Raw genomic sequence first — 18,190 nt, 5'->3', positions numbered from 1 at the left:
AGGCGGTCTCTCTGTATCTATTTTTATAGGGGTAAGCCCGTTTCTTGATCACTAAATTGCATTCTCTCAAAAATTAGTTCTGACGCATGTATTCGTCATAAGCTTCTTTTTTTGCCAGCCGTGACGCCTCAGCTGGAATGGAGTATGTAAAGATTATGGAAGTGTAATCCGGTGCATAGCGAAATGATGCATCTGACAACCCATCTGTTCTCATAAACAGCTTTAACATCAGCAGATTACCTATATCATAATAAGCAGCATGATCAACTCCCTCAGGAATCAAATAGATAACCTCGTAACTGTTTCCTTTTGTAGAATCATTATATTCCACGAAAAGATCGTCAGTAATATTATATTTAGCAAACTCAGCATTCCAAGCCAATTCATCTGTTTTTGTCCATCGCGAACCATTATAATTCTGAGTATAATTATACCATTTTTCAAATACATCAGCTGGAATTTCATTGTCATTCCATACACCATCAGAATCATATGACCCGGTAAAAAAAGCAGTATTAGTGCACAATTGTCCTAAAGTATCGGGCTCCACGGATAAATAATAGCGCTTACCATCCTGAGTTATAGTACCGATATTAAGATAATGGTTTTCATCAAAACTGTACCATTTATTATCAATCAGTTTCCAACCAGGTGTTGCTAAACTTTCATCATCATTAATATATGTCCATTGCCAGGCATCTGGTCCATCATACCTCCATGTTCCTGCATAGGCAGTCAGGTTAAAGATAAAAGCAAGTGATACAGTAGATAGTGCAAGTGCTAATTTTTTCTTACTCATTCTATAATCCTCCTTTTAAAAAGATAAGCTATATTTCTATATTACACATTTAATGTAGTATTAACAAGTATTCTATAAAAAACGGCGGAGGAATTCCCCCCCGCCCAGTGGACCGTGAACTTTTTACCATTCCAAAACTATTCAATCAAAAAACTCCAGGCTCATCCTACAAAACTCTTCCGGATTAGAAAGTATCGCTGGATGTCCTCCATGCTCAAACAAACACATTTTCCCATGCCTGGCCTTTTTGATCATATCTCCATAAACATGATCAAAATAGTCCGGCAGTACGCCCGATACAAATTCATCCTCCTTACTGCCAGTTAAAAGGAACTCTGCCTCCAGGCATTCCATTGGCTTATGAAAGAATCTTCCAATCCCCCTGTCATGCCGGATAATAGCATCTGTATCATTGTCAACGACTTGTTCCCAATCAGGGCCGTGCATATATTCATAGAACATCCTGGCGTCATCGTCGTGCTTAGAAGCCTCCCTGTCCGCCTTTACATTCTCTGTAAAGGCTTTCAGCGATGTTTCGCCTTCGAAGCTGTCAGCGATCACCTTATGGACAAGCTCAGGAGCCTCCATCGCCACATTGATCGCCACCAGGGCGCCTCCGCTGCTGCCGATGATGTTGACATCCTTATATTGTTTCTCACGTAAAAAGGCAATGACCTGTTCTGCCTCGTAAAACCAGAGGTCTGCAGGGAATTCCTTAAGCCTGTCGGATTTTCCATGTCCGAGAAAATCCATCAAGATCACCTTGAAGCGTTTGGCATAATCCTCAGCGACCAGGGCAAACATATTTGAGGAGGCTGTATTGCCGTGAAGAAGCAGTAAAGGCGTACCTTCGCCAAGTTCCGTGTAGTAAATCCGTTTATTATCAAAATTAAAATAGCTCATGTTTAAGCCCTCCTTGAAATTGTGTTTCAGTTTCACCGGCAAGGCTTTTTACGCCCTGCGATCAGATCATCCTCATGTTATCCACCTCATCTCGTAATTATTTGAATCTATCTCATTAACTATAACACAGATCTGTTTCCCAGTCACTCCCAGCCGCACATTTCATTCAAAACCCTTGCATTTTCCTCCCGAGTCCTGTATAATACCACCATAATAAAGATTATACAAAAGTGAGGTGTGTTTTTGTTAATTGCAGCAGTGACCGCAGGAAGCAACTAAATAGTTGTAAAGGCAGGATAGTTTTCACGCTACCAGTCTGCCCATATGCCGTCATACTGACATAACAAACACATTCCAGGAACCGGAGCCATAGATCAGATCCGTTTTAACGATAACTTATGGAACCGCAGGAGCAGTATGCCCATGATGGGACGCTCCTGCGGTTTTTTATTGGAATAAATCAGACATTTATCATTGAGAGGAAAGAACAAAAATGAATCAATCACTTTATTTATTAGGATATCAGGAGATCATAGAACGATTAAAAAACCATGCGGTGACGGCTCAGGCAAAAGAGCGGTGCGCCGCATTAGAACCATATTTGTCGGAGACAGAGCTTAAGAAAAATATGAGGGAGACCACTCAGGCAAGACAGATGCTGGATCTTTTCGGAGTGCCTCCAATGCCGCTTATGGAACAGGTGGAACAGCATGTGGAGCGGGCGCTGGTGGGAGAACTGCTGCTTCCGGAGCAGATTGCCGAGGTGGGGTCATTCCTGGTGGGAGTGCGCCGGCTGAAGAGCTATCTTGATAAAGGCAGGAGCAGCCAGCTCGGAGTTGCCTTTTATGGGGAAAATATAAGTCTTCTAGAGGAATTGAGCGGTGAGATCGAACGCTGTATCCGTATCGATATGATTGACGATTATGCCTCCGCCGCCCTGCGTGATATCCGCAGGCAGATCCAGCTTCTGGGAGAAAAGGTGCGGGAGAAGGCAGAGCGGGCATTGAAAGCAAACCAGGCATATGTCAATGATTCTTTTGTGGTGAAACGCAGCGGAAGGTTGTGCATCCCGGTAAAAGCTGAATATAAGTCCAGGGTACAGGGGGCGGTGATCGACAAATCCTCCACCGGGTCTACCCTGTTTATTGAGCCGAAAGCGGTAGCAGAGCTTCAGGAGGCGTATGAGCTGTATAAGATTGAGGAGGACACGGAGGAGCGTCGGATACTCTATGGGCTGATGGAACAGATCGCAGAAGCGGAGGCGGAGCTTCGGGAAGATATCCGGGTTACCGTCATGTTGGATTTCGTTTTTGCAAAAGGGAAGCTCAGTCAGGAGTTGGATGCGGTGGAACCGGCGGTCAATCTGGAAAGGCGCATCTGCCTGAAGGGAGCCAGACACCCGATGTTGGATAAAGAGAGCGTGGTACCGCTGGATTTTGTGATCGGAGAGCCATTACATGGGAAGGGGCTGCAGGGAAATACCATCCGCGGCATGATCATCACCGGGCCTAACACCGGGGGCAAAACCGTAGTGTTAAAAACCGTGGCTTTACTCAGTGCGATGGCCTGTTCCGGCCTGCATATCCCGTGCGCAGAGGCAGATATCGCCATGAACAGCCAGATCTTGTGTGATATTGGAGATGGTCAGGATCTGCTCAACAACCTGTCAACCTTCTCTGCCCACATAAAGAATGTGCTGGAGATCTTGAAAAGGGTCACGCCTGAGAGCCTGGTGGTCATGGATGAGCTGGGCTCCGGGACAGATCCGGCGGAGGGCATGGGAATTGCCATTGCGATTCTGGAGGAACTGAGAAAAAGCGGGGCCTTATTTCTGGTGACGACCCATTATCCGGAAGTGAAGGAGTATGCCGGGCGCTATGAGGAGGTGGTCAATGCGCGGATGGGATTTGACCGGGAGAGCTTAAGGCCCCTGTACCGGCTGGAGATTGGCAGGGCGGGGGAGAGTTGTGCGCTCTATATCGCAAAACGTCTGGGGCTGCCGGTGAGGATGCTGAAAACCGCAGCGAAGGAAGCCTATGGCGAACCGTCGACTGCTATGGTGCGGGAGCTGGAGTTGGACCATCCTGACGAGGATATTAAAAAAGTCCGCACGCCGGGGATCCGCAGAAAGGCAGAGGTGCGGGCGGCCTGTCACGGGGAAGAATTTACACGGGGGGACAGTGTGACGGTACTGCCGGATGGCTGGATCGGGATTGTGGTGAAACCGGCTGATTCCCATGGGGACGTGCTGGTCCAGGTGAAGAAGGAGAAGATACTGGTGAGCCATAAAAGGTTAAAATTGAAAGTGGCTGCAACGGAACTTTATCCGGAGGACTATGACTTCTCTATTATCTTTGATTCGGTAGAGAACCGGAAGGCCAGGCATCAGATGGGGAAACATCATCAGGAAGGTTTGAGCGTCGAGGTTTCGGAGACTTGAAGGTATTGATCATCAAAAGTATTGATCTGGCGGCGGGCCGGGAAGCTGTTTCGAAGCTTCCCGGCCCGCCGCCGGATCAAGATTTATTTCCACACAGGATCGTGAAGCGTGATCTTCATCAGACATACCTGATCTCCCATTTTAATACTATTCAGCAACTTCACATCGACATTGCAGGCAAACGCTTTTTCAAAAAGCACTTTGCTGTATCCGGTAGTGCATTGGCACCATGTATCGGTTTCCAGTTTGTCCACCTCTGCAAGCATTGGACAGGGACAGAAATGAAACTGTAAAAAAAGTTCACCGTCCCTGCAAAAAAGCCCGGCAGCTTTTGCCTTCTCTGAACCTGCGAACTCTTCCAGGTTTGATGCAGCTGACTTAAGTTCCTTAACAAGGGCAAGCTTCTCATCCATTCCATAACCACACTGGCAGTTCATTCGTATTTTCTTCCTGGTATCAGGATCAAATCTGTTTTCCAGCCGGCTCATCGCAGATTTTACCCAATCGGCATTTGTTTCTGGATGAGTCTGGTCTTTGCCATAGACCACCTCCCTGGCAATGTCTACAGTGCTTTTTTTCCGGACAGATTCATAAATGGCGTTCTCCTGGATTTTTCGTATATCAAACATGGCTTCCTCCCTGGTCTTTATTTTTGATACGATCCATAACCTGATTATAGGAAAAAGCCATCCCGTTGACTTCTGAATTCTTGCTTTTATAAAATAGGGATGCATAAATCCATAACCACACTGTGGGTGTTCCAGTCGATCTGACGGTATAGATTTAATCCATACCGCTGCGCCATACGGTAACCGCTCTGAGGGAGCCATACACTGAAAAGTCCCTGCAGTGTCTCATAAATATCCCAGATCCTCCCGTCAAAATGATATACGGCACATTTGCCGCCTCTGATCCACATCACATTGCTCAGACCATAGTCCTGTTCCGCCGTCATGCAGATGTCGCAGATACATTGTGACAGGCCGGTGATCGCCGGGTCGTGAAAATAGCGTTCTATCAAAAGGGTCTGTTCCTGCTGGTGGGCTCTGTATTTTTCCAGAAACCCGCGCCAGTTTTTCTCAAGGTCTGCATAAGTTCCAATAAACCGCTCATAGATCACAAAAACATCATCAAGCTCCTGGATATCCAGATGGGCGGCATATTCGGCGGCTGTTTTGAACTGTACAACCCGCTCCGTGGTAAAGGGAACCGGCGTACTGTGCGTTGGGACCGTCTGTCTGAATCTGGAGGGAGATGTGTTATGATGTTTTTTGAATACGGAGCTGTAGTTGGAAGAGCTGTATCCGTAATCCAGGCCAATATCCGTGATGGACCTCTCCGGGTTCAACTTCATATCGACCGCGCTCTGGTCAATCTTACAGCGTTTTATAAACGCATAGATGGATTCGCCGGTTTCTTCCTTGAATAACCGACTGAAATAGTACTTTGATATATAAAAGTGGGCAGATATAGCATCGAGCGAAAGATCCTCATCCAAATGCTGCATTATATAATCAATACTTTGGTCAACAAGTTTTTTTCTGTCCATAGCTCTCCGTTCATCTGTTTGTATATCCAGGCAGGGTATGGGGCCTGATGCCAGCTGTTTTCATTGTAGATTTTTTAGTTTATGCTGTCAACACACAGATGCTGGATTCTATATGGTGGATACTCCGCGGTGGATATTCCCTGTCACGATGCTTGACAAGTGCGCCGCCCTGTTTTATACTGATGTAGTAAATAAAACGATTAAATGTGGTATGGAAAGACGTGAGGGGCGATATGGGGAAGATTATACTGACGACGGAAAGTGGATCGGATTTAACAAAAGAACTGTGTGAGAAACACCATATCCTGACGGTTCCTTTTGGTCTCAATTTTCCTGACCGGACGGTGGACGACGGGCAGATCCCGGTGCAGGAGATCTATGATTTTTATAAGGAGACCAGGAAGATCCCCAAGACCAACGCCGTAAGCCCATACCAGTATACGGCTTTCTTTCAGGCGGCAGCGGCGCAGAATCCCGGATGCGAGATCATCCACATCGGATATTCCTCGGCCTGTTCCTGTTCTTTCCAGAATGCAGTGCTGGGGGTACGGGACCTTCCGGATATCAAGGTGCACCTGATCGATTCTCTGAATGTGTCCGGCGGGCTTGGCAATCTGGTCCTGAAAGCGGCGGAGATCGCAGAGGACCATCCGGAGATGACAGCGGAAGAGCTGGTGGCTGAGATTGTACCTTATGTGAAAAAGGTTCATACCTCTTTCGTCCCGGATACCCTGGACTTTTTGTTGGCAGGAGGGCGGGTATCCAATGCGGCGGCGATCGGAGCTGCCATATTAAAGATCAAGCCCCGGATCGATATCATCGACGGAGAACTGATCGCAGTGAAGAAGTACCGGGGAAAGATGGAGAAGACGGCAGGCCGTTTTGTGGAGGATTTTCTGGAGGGGAAGGATTTTGATAAGCGGAAGATCTATCTGTTCTACGCGGAGGGAACAGATCCGGATATTATAAAAAAGCTTTATAAACATTTGGAAGATAAAGGCTTTGCAGAGATCGGGGTTGGAGTGCTGGGCTGTGTGATGACGGTCCATGGCGGGAAGGGCGCGATCGGGATATCTGCCATGGAAGCCTGACAACAGAGATCTGACATGCCTGGGATCACGGGTATGCCGGATCTCTGTCTGTATATAAAGCAGGTATATGGAGCGAAATATCATAAGACCCATGATGGGGAAATGGGCCAGCTTATAGATCAGGCCGCCGGGTTATAGCACACGCCGATAAACAGCGGCACGCCCGGGTCGGTGACAATGGCATAGAGAAAGGGGCGGTCCAGGGTCATCTCGATGATGTCAGCAGCCATGGAGCTGCCTGCGCCCATGGGAATCATAGTGTACGCGGAGGCCTCCACACCGTTCTCATCGATCCCGACGACGGTTTCCTGGATCACATCATGCATATACAAAGGTTCACTGGTGATCCCCGAAAAATCAGCCTTCTCCCTGTCGAAGCCGTCAGTGATCCCAAGGGATTTCAATACCGGTTTTAGTTCCATGGACGACGATATGCGGAATTTGGGAATCTTCCAGGATATGCGCCCGTAAGAATCAAACGCAGAGACCGAACCGAACATCTGCTGCATGGTTTCTTCTGAGGAAAGGAGGGACGGGATGTCTGTGCCTTCATCTGGAAGGATAAAGAACATGGTTCCGTTGCCTTTCAGATTGAGGGCTGCCCGGAGATATCCCTGACCCCGGTAATAGGAGCAGCTTCGGGTGTCTGTCATATAGGTGCAGGCAGTCTGCTGCCCGTCTGCCAGGCGGAAGGTTCCGTCTGTATTGTTCTCCTTCTTAAAATCCTGGACCCACTCACTGTGATAGCTGACTGTGTTGACGATACGCATCACCTCGTCATCATAGACCCTGATCGTTGGGGTGATGGACTGGTCTGTCTGGCTGGAGATCCAGCTGCCTATTAGGCCTCCTGTCTTCTCATCAGCAAAATTCACACGGAACACAGAGGCATAAAGCTGGTTTTCGGCAGCTCTCCGGTAGCCATCCAGAAGGGGCAGGCCGTTCTGAAGCCAGAGGGAGTTGGCGAGCTTAAGCCGGGAGCGCTCATCTGCCTGGTACATCTGCCGGTACATGCGTCCGCAGCCGTCCGCCAGCTGCCCCGGATCCTGGGCGCCGAGAAGGGCCATCAGCTGTTCTTTTGTATCACCCTCAGAACCCTGCGCTGCAAGGGATAATGCATAATAGAGGCTGACTGGAGAAAAGTTTTTGTTTTCTGCTCCGTCAGACAGGACTGCGGCGGTGGTCTTCATGGAAAAGTGATTGAAACCGGTGCGGAAGCTGTCGCTTAGAGCGTTGTCGGACCGAAGGGCGCGTCGGCTGCCCAGATCGTCATAGGAGACAGGATTCGGGTGGTGAGCGCTGACCTCGCATTGATAGTCTGAGCCTCCATCCTCAGACTGGTTTTCCGCCATGGCAAGGGCGGAGCCGGACAGTGACAGGGACGCAGCCAGCAGCCCTGCGAGTGCGGCCTGCATAGTTCTTCTCATGGGAATACCCCCTTTCTTTAATCTCATTTTAGCAGATCGGGATACAAAATGTATTGCTATTTTCTTAAATTATCCCTACGGATGACCGCTATTTGTTCTTGACAATTAATATGATCTTTGATAGCGTTAAACTGATCTGTACACAGTAGATCAGGAAACAGCGGACAGCAGCAGCGTCCGGACGGAGAGGGATGAGAATGATCATGAAGAAGCACATTGTATGTTTTGGGGATTCCAATACACATGGTTATAAAGCGGCTGATAATGGGCGTTATGATGAGAACGAGAGGTGGACGTGCCTGCTCCAGAAACGGCTGGGGGAGAAGTATCTTGTATTGGAGGAGGGCCTAAGCGGCAGGACCACCTGCTTTGACGATCCGGTCCATGAAGGATTGTCCGGGCTGGATTATATCTATCCCTGCCTGATGAGCCATGAGCCGGTGGATCTACTCATCATTATGCTGGGGACCAACGATACCAAGGAGCGGTTTGGGGTTTCTCCGGCCTGCATCGGACTGGGGCTGAAACGTCTGATCGCGAAGGCAGTATCCACAACAGATGCATGGACGGAGGGGGAGCCGCATATCCTTGTGGTAGCTCCAAAGAGCATTGACAGAGAATATGAGGATACTCCGGTTGCCCTGACCATGGGCCGGGGCTGTGCGGAAAAATCTGAGGGCCTGGCAGAAGAATATAAAAAAATCGCTGATCTGATGGGATGTGCATTTTTTGATGCCAATACCGTGGTGACGGAGAATAACCACATTGATCATATGCATTTGACAGAAGAAGGCCATGTACAGCTTGCTGACGCGCTGGCAGGGATTGTGCCGGGACTGGTAAAACAGTAACCGTTCAGGACGGCGGGAAACGGTAGAAAATCGTAAGGAAATTTCACATATTTTTCAAACTCCTTTAGCGGAATGTGTGATATACTTAGTGTCATTGAATGGAAAATTGAAATGAGGAGTCTGAAAATGAGATCATATAAAAAACAGATAGCTGTGCTGCTGGCAGGTATTTTTGCACTGTCTCAGCCCTTTGCAGGGATGGCGGCGGACAGCTATGGCTTTTCCGCCCGCGTTTACGGGCCGGGTGTTGAGAACCTGTCTGCGGGGGACCCATATGCCAGATACCAGTGGGGGCTGAAGAATGACGGAGAGCTTCAGTATGTGGAGATCGCCAACAAGTTCCGGGACAGCAACCCGGAGATGGCAAAGCGGATCGACCTGGCGAACCGTCTTGGCCTGCCGTCCCCGGTGGAGGGGCCGGATGCCTATGAGCTGGCGACGATCGATGCGAAGAAGGGGATCGATATCAATGTGCTCCCGGCGTGGAATCTTTACGATGAGAGCACACAGGAGCATCGCCAGGTGGTGGTTGCGGTGATCGATACCGGGATTGATATCGAGCATCCGGACCTGAAGGATTCGATCTGGGTCAATGAAGATGAGATCCCCGGTGATGGGATCGACAACGACGGGAACGGTTTTGTGGATGACGTGAACGGCTGGAACTTCTTTCACGAGGTCAACCAGGTCTATGTGGGAAGAGAGGATAACCACGGCACCCACGCCGCGGGAACCATCGCGGCCAGCCGCGGGAAGACCGGAGTTGCCGGGATCGCAGACAATAAATACGTCAAGATCATGCCGGTGAAGGCTCTTGGCACAGCCTATGGGCTGGGCGAGGAGGAGGCGGTGATCAATGCCATCCAATATGCGGAGGCGAACGGCGCATCCATCTGCAATCTGAGCTTTGGAACAACCGAGTATTACCCCCGCCTGGAACAGGTGATGCGGGACTCCAGAATGCTGTTTATCGTGGCGGCGGGCAACGGGGATAATACCGGGAAGGGACTTGACATTGATACCAGCCCGGATTATCCGTCCGGTTTTGAACTGGATAATGTGATATCCGTGGCGAACCTGATGTTTGACGGCAATCTGGAGGTCAGTTCCAACTATGGCGTGAAGAATGTGGATATTGCCGCGCCGGGAACTTACATCGTCAGCACTACCACCAACGGCGGTTACGGTTTTATGACCGGGACCTCCATGGCTGCGCCGATGGTGACTGGGGCCGCGGCGTTCCTCTACTCTTACCGTACGGACATATCCTTACAGGATGTAAAGCCGATCCTGCTTAATTCCGCCAGGAAGCTGGAGGGACTGGAGGGAAAGGTCCTGACCGGCGGTATGCTGGATGTCTATGCAGCGATCACTTATGGAAGGTGATAACAGAACAACGTATTTGGCAGGCCCTGATTCCGGAAGCTCCGGAAACGGGGCCTGTATTTTTGCCTGAGCTTATTAACTGTTAGAATGTAACAAGAATAGAAAAGAATTTTTATTTATTATTAAGAGTTGAAAATAATTTTTCAACATGTTATAGTGAAAGTAACATAAAACCAAATAATGAAGTAAAGGAGGATTTTTATGAACCAGGCAAATCAGGCGATCATGGATCGAATCAAAGGAGGGCTGATCGTATCCTGTCAGGCACTGAAGGAGGAGCCGCTGTACAGCTCATATATCATGTCAAGGATGGCGTATGCGGCTATGCTGGGCGGAGCAGTGGGCATCCGCGCCAACACGATCGTGGATATCACGGAGATCAAAAAGACCGTGAGCCTTCCGGTTATCGGTATTATCAAGGAAGTATACGGAGATTGTGACGTATATATCTCTCCGACCATGAAGGAGATTGATGCTTTGGTGGAGTGCGGTGTTTCCATTATAGCTACGGATGCAACGGATTCCGCAAAACGTCCCCGCCCGGACGGAAAGACTCTGGACGAATTTTTTGGAGAAGTGCGTGAGAAGTATCCGGACCAGCTTTTCATGGCGGACTGCTCCAGCTATGAGGAAGGGATGCATGCGGCTGAGATCGGGTTCGATCTGGTGGGAACGACCATGAACGGTTACACAGAGTATACCAAAGGCGTGCAGCTGCCCAATATCGAGCTGATGCGCAGGCTGTCGGCGGAGTGCGGCAGACCGGTGATCGCCGAGGGCGGCATCTGGCAGCCGGATCAGCTGAAAGCAGCTCTGGACGCAGGCGTCTGGGCGGCAGTCATCGGCGGGGCCATCACCCGTCCTATGGAGATTACCAAGCGTTTTGTAACAGCGATCAAATAAGAGGTGCAGGAAGTGGATAAAAAAATTGCAGCATTGGACATCGGCGGAACCTCCATCAAGTCCGGGATCTGGACCTGCGGGCAGGTACAACAGGTGCAGGAGCAGGATACCAACGCGAAAAACGGCGGATGTTATGTGATGGAGCGGGCGAAGGAGATCCTTCATCAATATCACGGTTTTGACGCGATCGGGATCAGTACGGCAGGCCAGGTGGATTCGGAAAAGGGTTGTATCCGGTATGCCAATGAGAATATCCCTGGTTATACCGGGATGCAGGTGCGGCAGATCCTGGAGCGTGAATTCTCCGTGCCGGTGGCCGTGGAAAATGATGTGAATGCCGCTGCAACCGGGGAAGCCAGGTTCGGGGCCGGAAAGGACCAGAAGGATTTTCTGTGCATCACCTACGGGACCGGGGTAGGCGGAGCGGTCGTGATGGACGGCGCGGTATATACAGGAAGCGCTTTTTCCGCAGGCGAGTTCGGCGGGATCGTGGTGCACCCGGAAGACAGGAAGGCAGGGCAGCCCTTCAGCGGATGCTACGAGAAATATGCGTCCACTACGGCGCTGGTTCGCATGGCAAGGGAGTATGACAGCTCCCTGGATACCGGGCGGAAGATATTTGCCAGGATCGAGGAGGCGGGAGTACAGGCTGTGGTGGACCGGTGGATCGAGGAGATCGTGCTTGGACTGGTCACAGTCATCCACATTTTCAACCCGTCCTGTATTGTCCTGGGCGGAGGGGTCATGGCTCAGCCATACATTATCAAACGCCTGCGGCAGAGGACAGAGCAGGAGATCATGGACAGCTTCCGGAATGTGCAGCTCCGCCCGGCGGAGCTTGGGAATCTGGCTGGTATCCTGGGAGCCGTACATCTGGCGTCTAAACGCCTAATTGACTGAAAAAAATTTCTTTTACCCCATATTGACAAAATATATTTTTCAACTTATAATCAAATCAGATAAGTAAAGACGTGTGGAATCCAGTTATTCTGCACGTCTTTTTTAGGACCGGGAAGGAAGAAGCCGGGAGATCTGAAGAATAAGGGGGAAAGCAAATGGAAGGGGATTTTTTAACAAAAGTAAGATCCACGTATAATCAGTTTACAAAGGCGGAAAAGAAGGTGGCGGATTATATTCTGCAGAATCCGCGGGAGGTTTTGTTCATGTCCATCACAGACATGGCGGAGGCGTGCGAGGTAGGGGACACCAGCGTGTTCCGCTTCTGCAAGACCATGGAGCTGAAAGGGTATCAGGAGTTTAAGATGATGCTGTCCTTAAGCCTGCGGAATGAGTCGGAGGAGAATAAGGGACTGACTGGCGATGTGAGCCTTAAGGACACTTTTTCCGAGGTGGCGCAGAAAGTGCTCAATACCAACATGAATGCGCTGACGGAGACCTATTCCCTGCTGGATGAAGCGGTTTTTTCCGCGGCGATCGACAGTCTCCATGAGGCGGAGCGGATCTACTTTTTTGGAGTAGGGGCCAGCTTACTGACAGCGATGAAGGCGATGAACAAGTTTTTACGGATAGAACCGAAAGTATACTGCGTACAGGATTCTCACATGCAGGCGATGGTGGCGTCCATGCTGGGGCCGAATGATACTGCGGTGTTATTTTCTTATTCCGGAGCCACCAAGGACACGATCCATGTGGCGGAGATGGCGAAGCAGTCGGGGGCGAAGATCATCTGCGTGACCCGGTTCGTAAAGTCGCCGCTCACTTCCTATGCGGATTACACCCTGCTGTGCGGAGCCAATGAGGGACCTCTGCAGGGAGGCTCCACCTCTGCGGAGATCAGCCAGATGTTCCTGGTGGATATGATGTATACCGAATATTACCGCCGTTATTATGACCATTGCAGCAAAAATAACGAAAAGACTTCCGGGTCTGTCATAGAGAAAATGTGCTAAACGAAAAAAGTTTCCAAAATATATAATTAAAGAAAATTTTTTTTATTCAAGATTGACAAAACGAATTTTCCAGTATATAATGAATTCAACAGCAAAGGCGTGCGAGATGATCAAAACAGGTTTTGATATTCCGGCGCCTTTCTTGCAAAAATGATTTCTTTATAAAGGAGGATTTGCGATGAAAAAAATGTTATCATTGGGACTGGCAGCAGCTATGGTGGCGACCACTCTGGCAGGATGCGGAGGAAGCAAACCGGCCGAGACTGCGGCTGCACCAGCAGCAGGTAATGAGGCGGCAGATACTACTGCGGCGCCTGCGGAAGCGCCGGCCGGCGATGTGACAGAGATCACCTGGTGGGCATTCCCTACATTCGGAGTGGATACCGGTTATGAGCAGGAAGTGGTTGACGCGTTCAACGCCGCTCACCCGGACATCAAGGTTAAGGTTGAGTACATAGACTTTACTTCCGGACCGGATAAGCTGACAGCTTCCCTTACTTCCGGAACGGCACCGGACATCCTGTTTGACGCACCGGGACGTATCATCGAGTTTGGCGAGGCCGGTTATCTGGTACCGCTGGACGATATGATGGAAGAGCTTAAGGGCGATCTTACCAGCCAGTCTCTTGTTGAGACCTGCGTAGGTTCCGACGGCACTGCCTGGATGTATCCGATCTCTTCTTCCCCGTTCTATATGGGCCTCAACAAGGAAGCCCTGGAGAAGGCAGACGCCCTTCAGTATGTCAATATGGAAGGCGACCGTACCTGGACTACCGAGAATTTTGTCAAGATGTGTGAAGCGCTCCGCGATGCAGCTCCGACCCAGGTTCCGGCTATCGTATACTGCGGCGGACAGGGCGGCGACCAGGGCACACGCGCTCTTGTAAACAACTTATATGATTCTTCTATCGTAGGTTCCGACGGAAAGTGGAACATCGATGAAAACGGCGTAAAAGCGCTCACCCTTTTAAAGAGCATGTACGACAGCAAGGCGATCGACGCCGGATTTGATATGGCAGCGGCTGATGAGCTGCAGAAGTTCCAGCAGGAGACCTGCGCAATGACCTTCTGCTTTGGTACCTCCAACGAAGTCACCTATGCATCTGAGGATTATACCCAGATCGCAGTTCCGTTCCCGTCTGAGAGCGGCAAGCCGTCCTTAGAGTACCTGGTCAATGGCTTCTGCGTATTTGACAATAAGTCCGATGCACGCGCTGCAGCTGCAAAAGAGTTTGTGAAGTTCATCTGCGACGATTCCGAGTGGGGTCCCAAGAGCGTTGTGAAGACCAATGCATTCCCGGTACGCGCTTCCTTTGGCGATCTGTATCCTGGAGACGAGCACAAAGCGATGCTGGCTTCCTGGAGCCAGTACTACGGACCGTATTACAATACCAAGGCAGGCTTTGCCGCCATGCGTCCGCTGTGGTTCAATATGCTTCAGCAGGTATTCAACGGCACCGACCCGCAGGCAGCGGCTGATGAGTTCAACGCATCTGCAAACAGCGCAAGCTAAGTCAGGCTGAATAAGCACAATTCTAGGCTCCCTTCCTCTGCCAGACGCGGGGGGAGGGAGTTCACTTTCAGAGTTAAAACCCGTGGACTTTAATTAAAAAGGAGTGAAATGATATGGCAGGTACAAGCAATTTCACGCAGAAGGGGAAACAGCCCGGGAAAACCAAGGCGCCTGCGCGCAGCCTGGTCCTCCAGAGAAGAGAAACCATCGTTTCTTACCTGTTTCTGCTTCCGGCGTTGTTCTTTTTCGTCGGGTTTGTGATCACGCCTATGGCAATGGGGGTGATCACCAGCTTTACAAATGCAAGCTTTGCGGATCCCAAAGGCACCTTTGTAGGATTTGCCAATTACATCCGGCTTTTCCAGGATAAGATCTTTTTAAAGTCGGCTGTGAATACGGTCATCATTGTGGCAGTGTCCGTGCCGGCGGTTACCGCATTTTCCCTGTGGGTGGGCACCGCCATTTACAAGATGCGCGCCAGTATCCGTTCCTTCTACCGCTGTGTATTCTACCTGCCGGTTGTCACCGGTTCCGTGGCAGTGGTGGTGGTATGGAAGTGGATGTTTGACAAATACGACGGTCTTTTAAACTATATTATCCGGAGCTTTGGCGGCCAGCCGCTTCCGTGGACGTCCAGCGAATCCATGGCTCTGTGGTGCATCATCCTGATCCTGTTCACCACCTCCATCGGTCAGCCCATCGTCCTTTATGTGGCGGCCCTGGGCAACGTGGATGCTTCCCTGGAGGAGGCGGCCAGAGTGGACGGCGCCAACGATTTCCAGGTATTCTGGAAGATCAAGTGGCCCTCGATCATGCCTACCACGCTGTATGTAGCAGTCATCACCACCATCAACAGCTTCCAGTGCTTTGCGCTGATCCAGCTTTTGACCTCCGGCGGACCCAACTACAGTACCAGCACGGTGATGTATCTGTTGTATGATATTGCGTTCAAGACGACCAAGGAGTTCGGCTATGCCAACGCCATGGGTGTGATCCTGGCGATCGTGATCGCGCTGTTCAGCGCCCTGCAGTTTAAGGTCATGAACGGCGGGACGACAGAATAGGAGGCGGACGATATGTTGAAAAAGAAATCAATGACACCGTATTTAATTATTTCATCCATCATCCTTGCGGCGCTGGCAGTGTTTTTCCTCTTTCCGCTGTACTGGATCGTCACCGGCTCCGTGAAGGAAAAAAGCGATATCATCATCAAGTCGGGTGAGATGGTCAAGTGGATCCCGACCACCGTTTCCTGGGATAACTTTGCCCGGCTTTTCAAGAGTAAGACGGAACTGTTCGGTATCGGGATGCCTATGGCGATCCGGTGGCTGTTCAACAGTGTATTTATTTCCGTGGTGGCCATGGGGCTCACCTGTGTGACGGCTTCTCTGGCGGGCTATGTCCTGGCTAAAAAGCGTTTCTGGGGAAAAGCCTTTGTATTCAGCCTGTTCGTGTGCGCCATGGCGCTGCCGAAGCAGGTTATCCTGATCCCGCTTATGAGAGAGATGTCCAACCTGGGGCTGCTTAAGTCTGTGTGGGGATCTATGTTTGCGGTGATCTTCCCCGTAGTGGGCTGGCCGTTCGGCGTATTCCTGATGAAGCAGTTCTCGGAGAATATCCCGGTCTCCCTGTTAGAGGCGGCCCGCATTGACGGCGCAGGGGAGCTGAGGACTTTTGTGGACGTGGCGTTCCCGATCATCAAACCGGGTTTTGGCGCGCTGGCGATCTTTACGTTCATCAACTCCTGGAATGAGTATCCGCTGCAGCTGGTCATGCTGACGCAGAATGAGGCGAAGACCATCTCTCTTGGTATTGCCAGTAAGCTGAGCGAGATGTCCAACGACTTTGGCCTGATCATGGCGGGAGCGGCGCTTGCATCCATCCCGATCATCACAGTTTTCCTCTGTTTCCAGCGGTATTTTACGCAGGGCATCACCATGGGGGCTGTAAAGGGATAAAGCCCGGCATTCTGGTTTAACCCTTTAGCTTAATGAAGCTTGACAAAACGGGAACATATGCTACAATTAATAGGTAACTGTTGTTTTCGTGCGTAAAAATATAATGGAGGCAAGTATGAAGAAAATTTTTAAAAGCATAGTTGCAGTGAGTATGGTCGCTGCACTGGCTGGGTGTAGCAGTACTACTACACCAGCACCTGTAACCACCGCAGCTCCGGCAGCAGACGCGACTACCGCAGCTCCGGCTGACGATGCAAAGGACGCTGAAGAGACTGAGGCTCCGGCAGCTGACGCTGCAGAGGCAGGGGATTATCACATCGGTATCGTAACCGGTTCTGTTTCCCAGTCCGAGGATGACCGCCGCGGCGCTGAGGCTTTCCAGGCTCAGTACGGCGAGGATATGGTCAAGCTGGCTATCTACCCGGATAACTTTACCGAGGAGTTAGAGACCACCATCCAGACAATCGTAAACCTTTCCGATGACCCGCTGATGAAGGCGATCATCGTTAACCAGTCTGTACCGGGAACCACCGAGGCTTTCCGTAAGATCAAAGAGAGCCGCCCGGACATCTTATGTATCGCCGGTGAGGGCCATGAGGACCTTCCGGAGATCGGAAGCGCAGCTGACTTAGTCTGCAACAACGACTTCGTAGCACGTGGCTACCTGATCATCCGCACCGCTCACGAGCTGGGCTGCGATACTTTTGTACATATTTCCTTCCCGCGCCATATGGCTTATGAGACCATGAGCCGCCGTGTTGCTGTTATGAAGGAAGCCTGCAAGGAGTTTGGCATGGAGTTCGTTCTTGAGACTGCTCCCGACCCGACCTCTGACGTAGGTGTTGCCGGAGCTCAGGCTTATATCCTTGAGAAGGTTCCGGAGTGGGTTGACAAGTACGGCACCAAGGCTGCTTACTTCTGTACCAACGATGCTCATACCGAGCCGCTGTTAAAGCAGCTTCTTGAGTATGGCGGTTACTTCATCGAGGCTGACCTTCCGTCTCCGTTAATGGGTTATCCGGGAGCACTGGGTATCGACCTGACCGCAGAGGCAGGCGATTTCGAGAAGATCCTTGCTAAGGTTGAGTCTTCCATCAACGAAAGAGGCGGCGCAGATCACTTTGGTACATGGGCATACTCCTATGGCTACACGACCACAGCCGGACTGGCACAGCACGCTATGAACGTTTTGAACGGCGAGAGCGAGCTGGATGATATCGACGATATCGCGAAAGCATATCAGGTATATTCTCCGAAGGCTGAGTGGAATGGTTCCAACTACACCAACGTAGAGACCGGCGTTAAGTTAGACAACGTGTTCCTGGTATATCAGGATACCTATATCATGGGCGATCCTGGCCACTTCATGGGTTCCACAAAGATCGAGGTTCCTGAGAAATACTTTACCATTAAGTAAAAAGACGCTTATACTAAATCATAATTTTAGAGGACAATGGGGG

The 18,190-nt window shown here is 50.4% G+C and carries 16 protein-coding genes; 11 read left to right on the top strand and 5 right to left on the bottom strand.

From position 1 onward, the window contains the following. Nucleotides 1-73: 73 nt before the first annotated feature. Nucleotides 74-799 (bottom strand): hypothetical protein, encoded by a 726-nt coding sequence (locus tag AB1I67_RS00985; protein WP_367027954.1) that lies wholly within the window; start codon nt 797-799, stop codon nt 74-76. A 141-nt stretch (nt 800-940) separates the two neighbouring features. After that, nucleotides 941-1,702: an alpha/beta fold hydrolase gene (locus AB1I67_RS00980; protein ID WP_367027953.1), complete on the bottom strand. Its 762-nt coding sequence runs from the start codon at nt 1,700-1,702 to the stop codon at nt 941-943. 493 nt (nt 1,703-2,195) lie between these two features. On the opposite strand from AB1I67_RS00980, the gene AB1I67_RS00975 reads away from it, so the two are divergent. Continuing rightward, nucleotides 2,196-4,142: a DNA mismatch repair protein MutS gene (locus tag AB1I67_RS00975; protein WP_367027952.1), complete on the top strand. Its 1,947-nt coding sequence runs from the start codon at nt 2,196-2,198 to the stop codon at nt 4,140-4,142. 83 nt (nt 4,143-4,225) lie between these two features. Here AB1I67_RS00975 and AB1I67_RS00970 read toward each other — a convergent pair whose 3' ends face one another. Both AB1I67_RS00970 and AB1I67_RS00965 read right to left on the bottom strand, forming a co-directional pair. Further along, nucleotides 4,226-4,771: a DUF6144 family protein gene (locus AB1I67_RS00970; protein WP_367027951.1), complete on the bottom strand. Its 546-nt coding sequence runs from the start codon at nt 4,769-4,771 to the stop codon at nt 4,226-4,228. A gap of 86 nt (nt 4,772-4,857) precedes the next feature. Further along, nucleotides 4,858-5,691 (bottom strand): AraC family transcriptional regulator, encoded by an 834-nt coding sequence (locus tag AB1I67_RS00965; protein WP_367027950.1) that lies wholly within the window; start codon nt 5,689-5,691, stop codon nt 4,858-4,860. Between the two features lie 233 nt (nt 5,692-5,924). On the opposite strand from AB1I67_RS00965, the gene AB1I67_RS00960 reads away from it, so the two are divergent. Beyond that, a complete protein-coding gene (locus AB1I67_RS00960; RefSeq protein ID WP_367027949.1) occupies nt 5,925-6,782 on the top strand; it encodes a DegV family protein in 858 nt (285 codons plus the stop codon). A 119-nt stretch (nt 6,783-6,901) separates the two neighbouring features. On the opposite strand, the gene AB1I67_RS00955 is transcribed toward AB1I67_RS00960, so the two are convergent. Next, nucleotides 6,902-8,209, bottom strand: coding sequence for a serpin family protein (locus AB1I67_RS00955; protein ID WP_367027948.1), 1,308 nt, complete (start codon nt 8,207-8,209; stop codon nt 6,902-6,904). Between the two features lie 197 nt (nt 8,210-8,406). Here AB1I67_RS00955 and AB1I67_RS00950 point away from each other — a divergent pair, with 197 nt between their 5' ends. From AB1I67_RS00950 to AB1I67_RS00910, 9 genes are all read left to right on the top strand, one after another. Further along, nucleotides 8,407-9,060, top strand: coding sequence for an SGNH/GDSL hydrolase family protein (locus tag AB1I67_RS00950; protein ID WP_367027947.1), 654 nt, complete (start codon nt 8,407-8,409; stop codon nt 9,058-9,060). Between the two features lie 126 nt (nt 9,061-9,186). Then, nucleotides 9,187-10,446 (top strand): S8 family peptidase, encoded by a 1,260-nt coding sequence (locus AB1I67_RS00945; RefSeq protein ID WP_367027946.1) that lies wholly within the window; start codon nt 9,187-9,189, stop codon nt 10,444-10,446. A gap of 201 nt (nt 10,447-10,647) precedes the next feature. Further along, a complete protein-coding gene (locus AB1I67_RS00940) occupies nt 10,648-11,349 on the top strand; it encodes an N-acetylmannosamine-6-phosphate 2-epimerase (protein WP_367027945.1) in 702 nt (233 codons plus the stop codon). A gap of 12 nt (nt 11,350-11,361) precedes the next feature. Beyond that, complete coding sequence (locus AB1I67_RS00935; protein ID WP_367027944.1) at nt 11,362-12,249, top strand: ROK family protein; 888 nt, start codon at nt 11,362-11,364, stop codon at nt 12,247-12,249. Between the two features lie 155 nt (nt 12,250-12,404). Further along, the gene (locus AB1I67_RS00930) at nt 12,405-13,259 is read left to right on the top strand and encodes a MurR/RpiR family transcriptional regulator (protein WP_367027943.1); all 855 of its coding nucleotides are present in this window, start codon (nt 12,405-12,407) and stop codon (nt 13,257-13,259) included. A 178-nt stretch (nt 13,260-13,437) separates the two neighbouring features. Then, nucleotides 13,438-14,772 carry an extracellular solute-binding protein gene (locus tag AB1I67_RS00925; RefSeq protein ID WP_367027942.1) on the top strand — a complete coding sequence of 445 codons (1,335 nt, stop codon included), beginning with the start codon at nt 13,438-13,440 and terminating at the stop codon, nt 14,770-14,772. Between the two features lie 113 nt (nt 14,773-14,885). Further along, nucleotides 14,886-15,836: a sugar ABC transporter permease gene (locus AB1I67_RS00920; protein ID WP_367027941.1), complete on the top strand. Its 951-nt coding sequence runs from the start codon at nt 14,886-14,888 to the stop codon at nt 15,834-15,836. 12 nt (nt 15,837-15,848) lie between these two features. After that, a complete protein-coding gene (locus tag AB1I67_RS00915; RefSeq protein ID WP_367027940.1) occupies nt 15,849-16,730 on the top strand; it encodes a carbohydrate ABC transporter permease in 882 nt (293 codons plus the stop codon). 115 nt (nt 16,731-16,845) lie between these two features. Further along, nucleotides 16,846-18,147: a DUF3798 domain-containing protein gene (locus tag AB1I67_RS00910; RefSeq protein ID WP_367027939.1), complete on the top strand. Its 1,302-nt coding sequence runs from the start codon at nt 16,846-16,848 to the stop codon at nt 18,145-18,147. Nucleotides 18,148-18,190 lie beyond the last annotated feature (43 nt).

Source organism: Clostridium sp. AN503 (assembly GCF_040719375.1).
Lineage (GTDB): Bacteria > Bacillota > Clostridia > Lachnospirales > Lachnospiraceae > Brotaphodocola.
This window is presented reverse-complemented; position numbering and strand designations above follow the sequence as displayed.

Excerpts from the sequence above, each read along its gene's own strand:
- AB1I67_RS00985 (WP_367027954.1), bottom strand. The coding sequence starts at position 799 with ATGAGTAAGAAAAAATTAGCACTTGCACTATCTACTGTATCACTTGCT.
- AB1I67_RS00980 (WP_367027953.1), bottom strand. The coding sequence starts at position 1,702 with ATGAGCTATTTTAATTTTGATAATAAACGGATTTACTACACGGAACTT.
- AB1I67_RS00975 (WP_367027952.1), top strand. The coding sequence starts at position 2,196 with ATGAATCAATCACTTTATTTATTAGGATATCAGGAGATCATAGAACGA.
- AB1I67_RS00970 (WP_367027951.1), bottom strand. The coding sequence starts at position 4,771 with ATGTTTGATATACGAAAAATCCAGGAGAACGCCATTTATGAATCTGTC.
- AB1I67_RS00965 (WP_367027950.1), bottom strand. The coding sequence starts at position 5,691 with ATGGACAGAAAAAAACTTGTTGACCAAAGTATTGATTATATAATGCAG.
- AB1I67_RS00960 (WP_367027949.1), top strand. The coding sequence starts at position 5,925 with ATGGGGAAGATTATACTGACGACGGAAAGTGGATCGGATTTAACAAAA.
- AB1I67_RS00955 (WP_367027948.1), bottom strand. The coding sequence starts at position 8,209 with ATGAGAAGAACTATGCAGGCCGCACTCGCAGGGCTGCTGGCTGCGTCC.
- AB1I67_RS00950 (WP_367027947.1), top strand. The coding sequence starts at position 8,407 with ATGATCATGAAGAAGCACATTGTATGTTTTGGGGATTCCAATACACAT.
- AB1I67_RS00945 (WP_367027946.1), top strand. The coding sequence starts at position 9,187 with ATGAGATCATATAAAAAACAGATAGCTGTGCTGCTGGCAGGTATTTTT.
- AB1I67_RS00940 (WP_367027945.1), top strand. The coding sequence starts at position 10,648 with ATGAACCAGGCAAATCAGGCGATCATGGATCGAATCAAAGGAGGGCTG.
- AB1I67_RS00930 (WP_367027943.1), top strand. The coding sequence starts at position 12,405 with ATGGAAGGGGATTTTTTAACAAAAGTAAGATCCACGTATAATCAGTTT.
- AB1I67_RS00925 (WP_367027942.1), top strand. The coding sequence starts at position 13,438 with ATGAAAAAAATGTTATCATTGGGACTGGCAGCAGCTATGGTGGCGACC.
- AB1I67_RS00920 (WP_367027941.1), top strand. The coding sequence starts at position 14,886 with ATGGCAGGTACAAGCAATTTCACGCAGAAGGGGAAACAGCCCGGGAAA.
- AB1I67_RS00915 (WP_367027940.1), top strand. The coding sequence starts at position 15,849 with ATGTTGAAAAAGAAATCAATGACACCGTATTTAATTATTTCATCCATC.
- AB1I67_RS00910 (WP_367027939.1), top strand. The coding sequence starts at position 16,846 with ATGAAGAAAATTTTTAAAAGCATAGTTGCAGTGAGTATGGTCGCTGCA.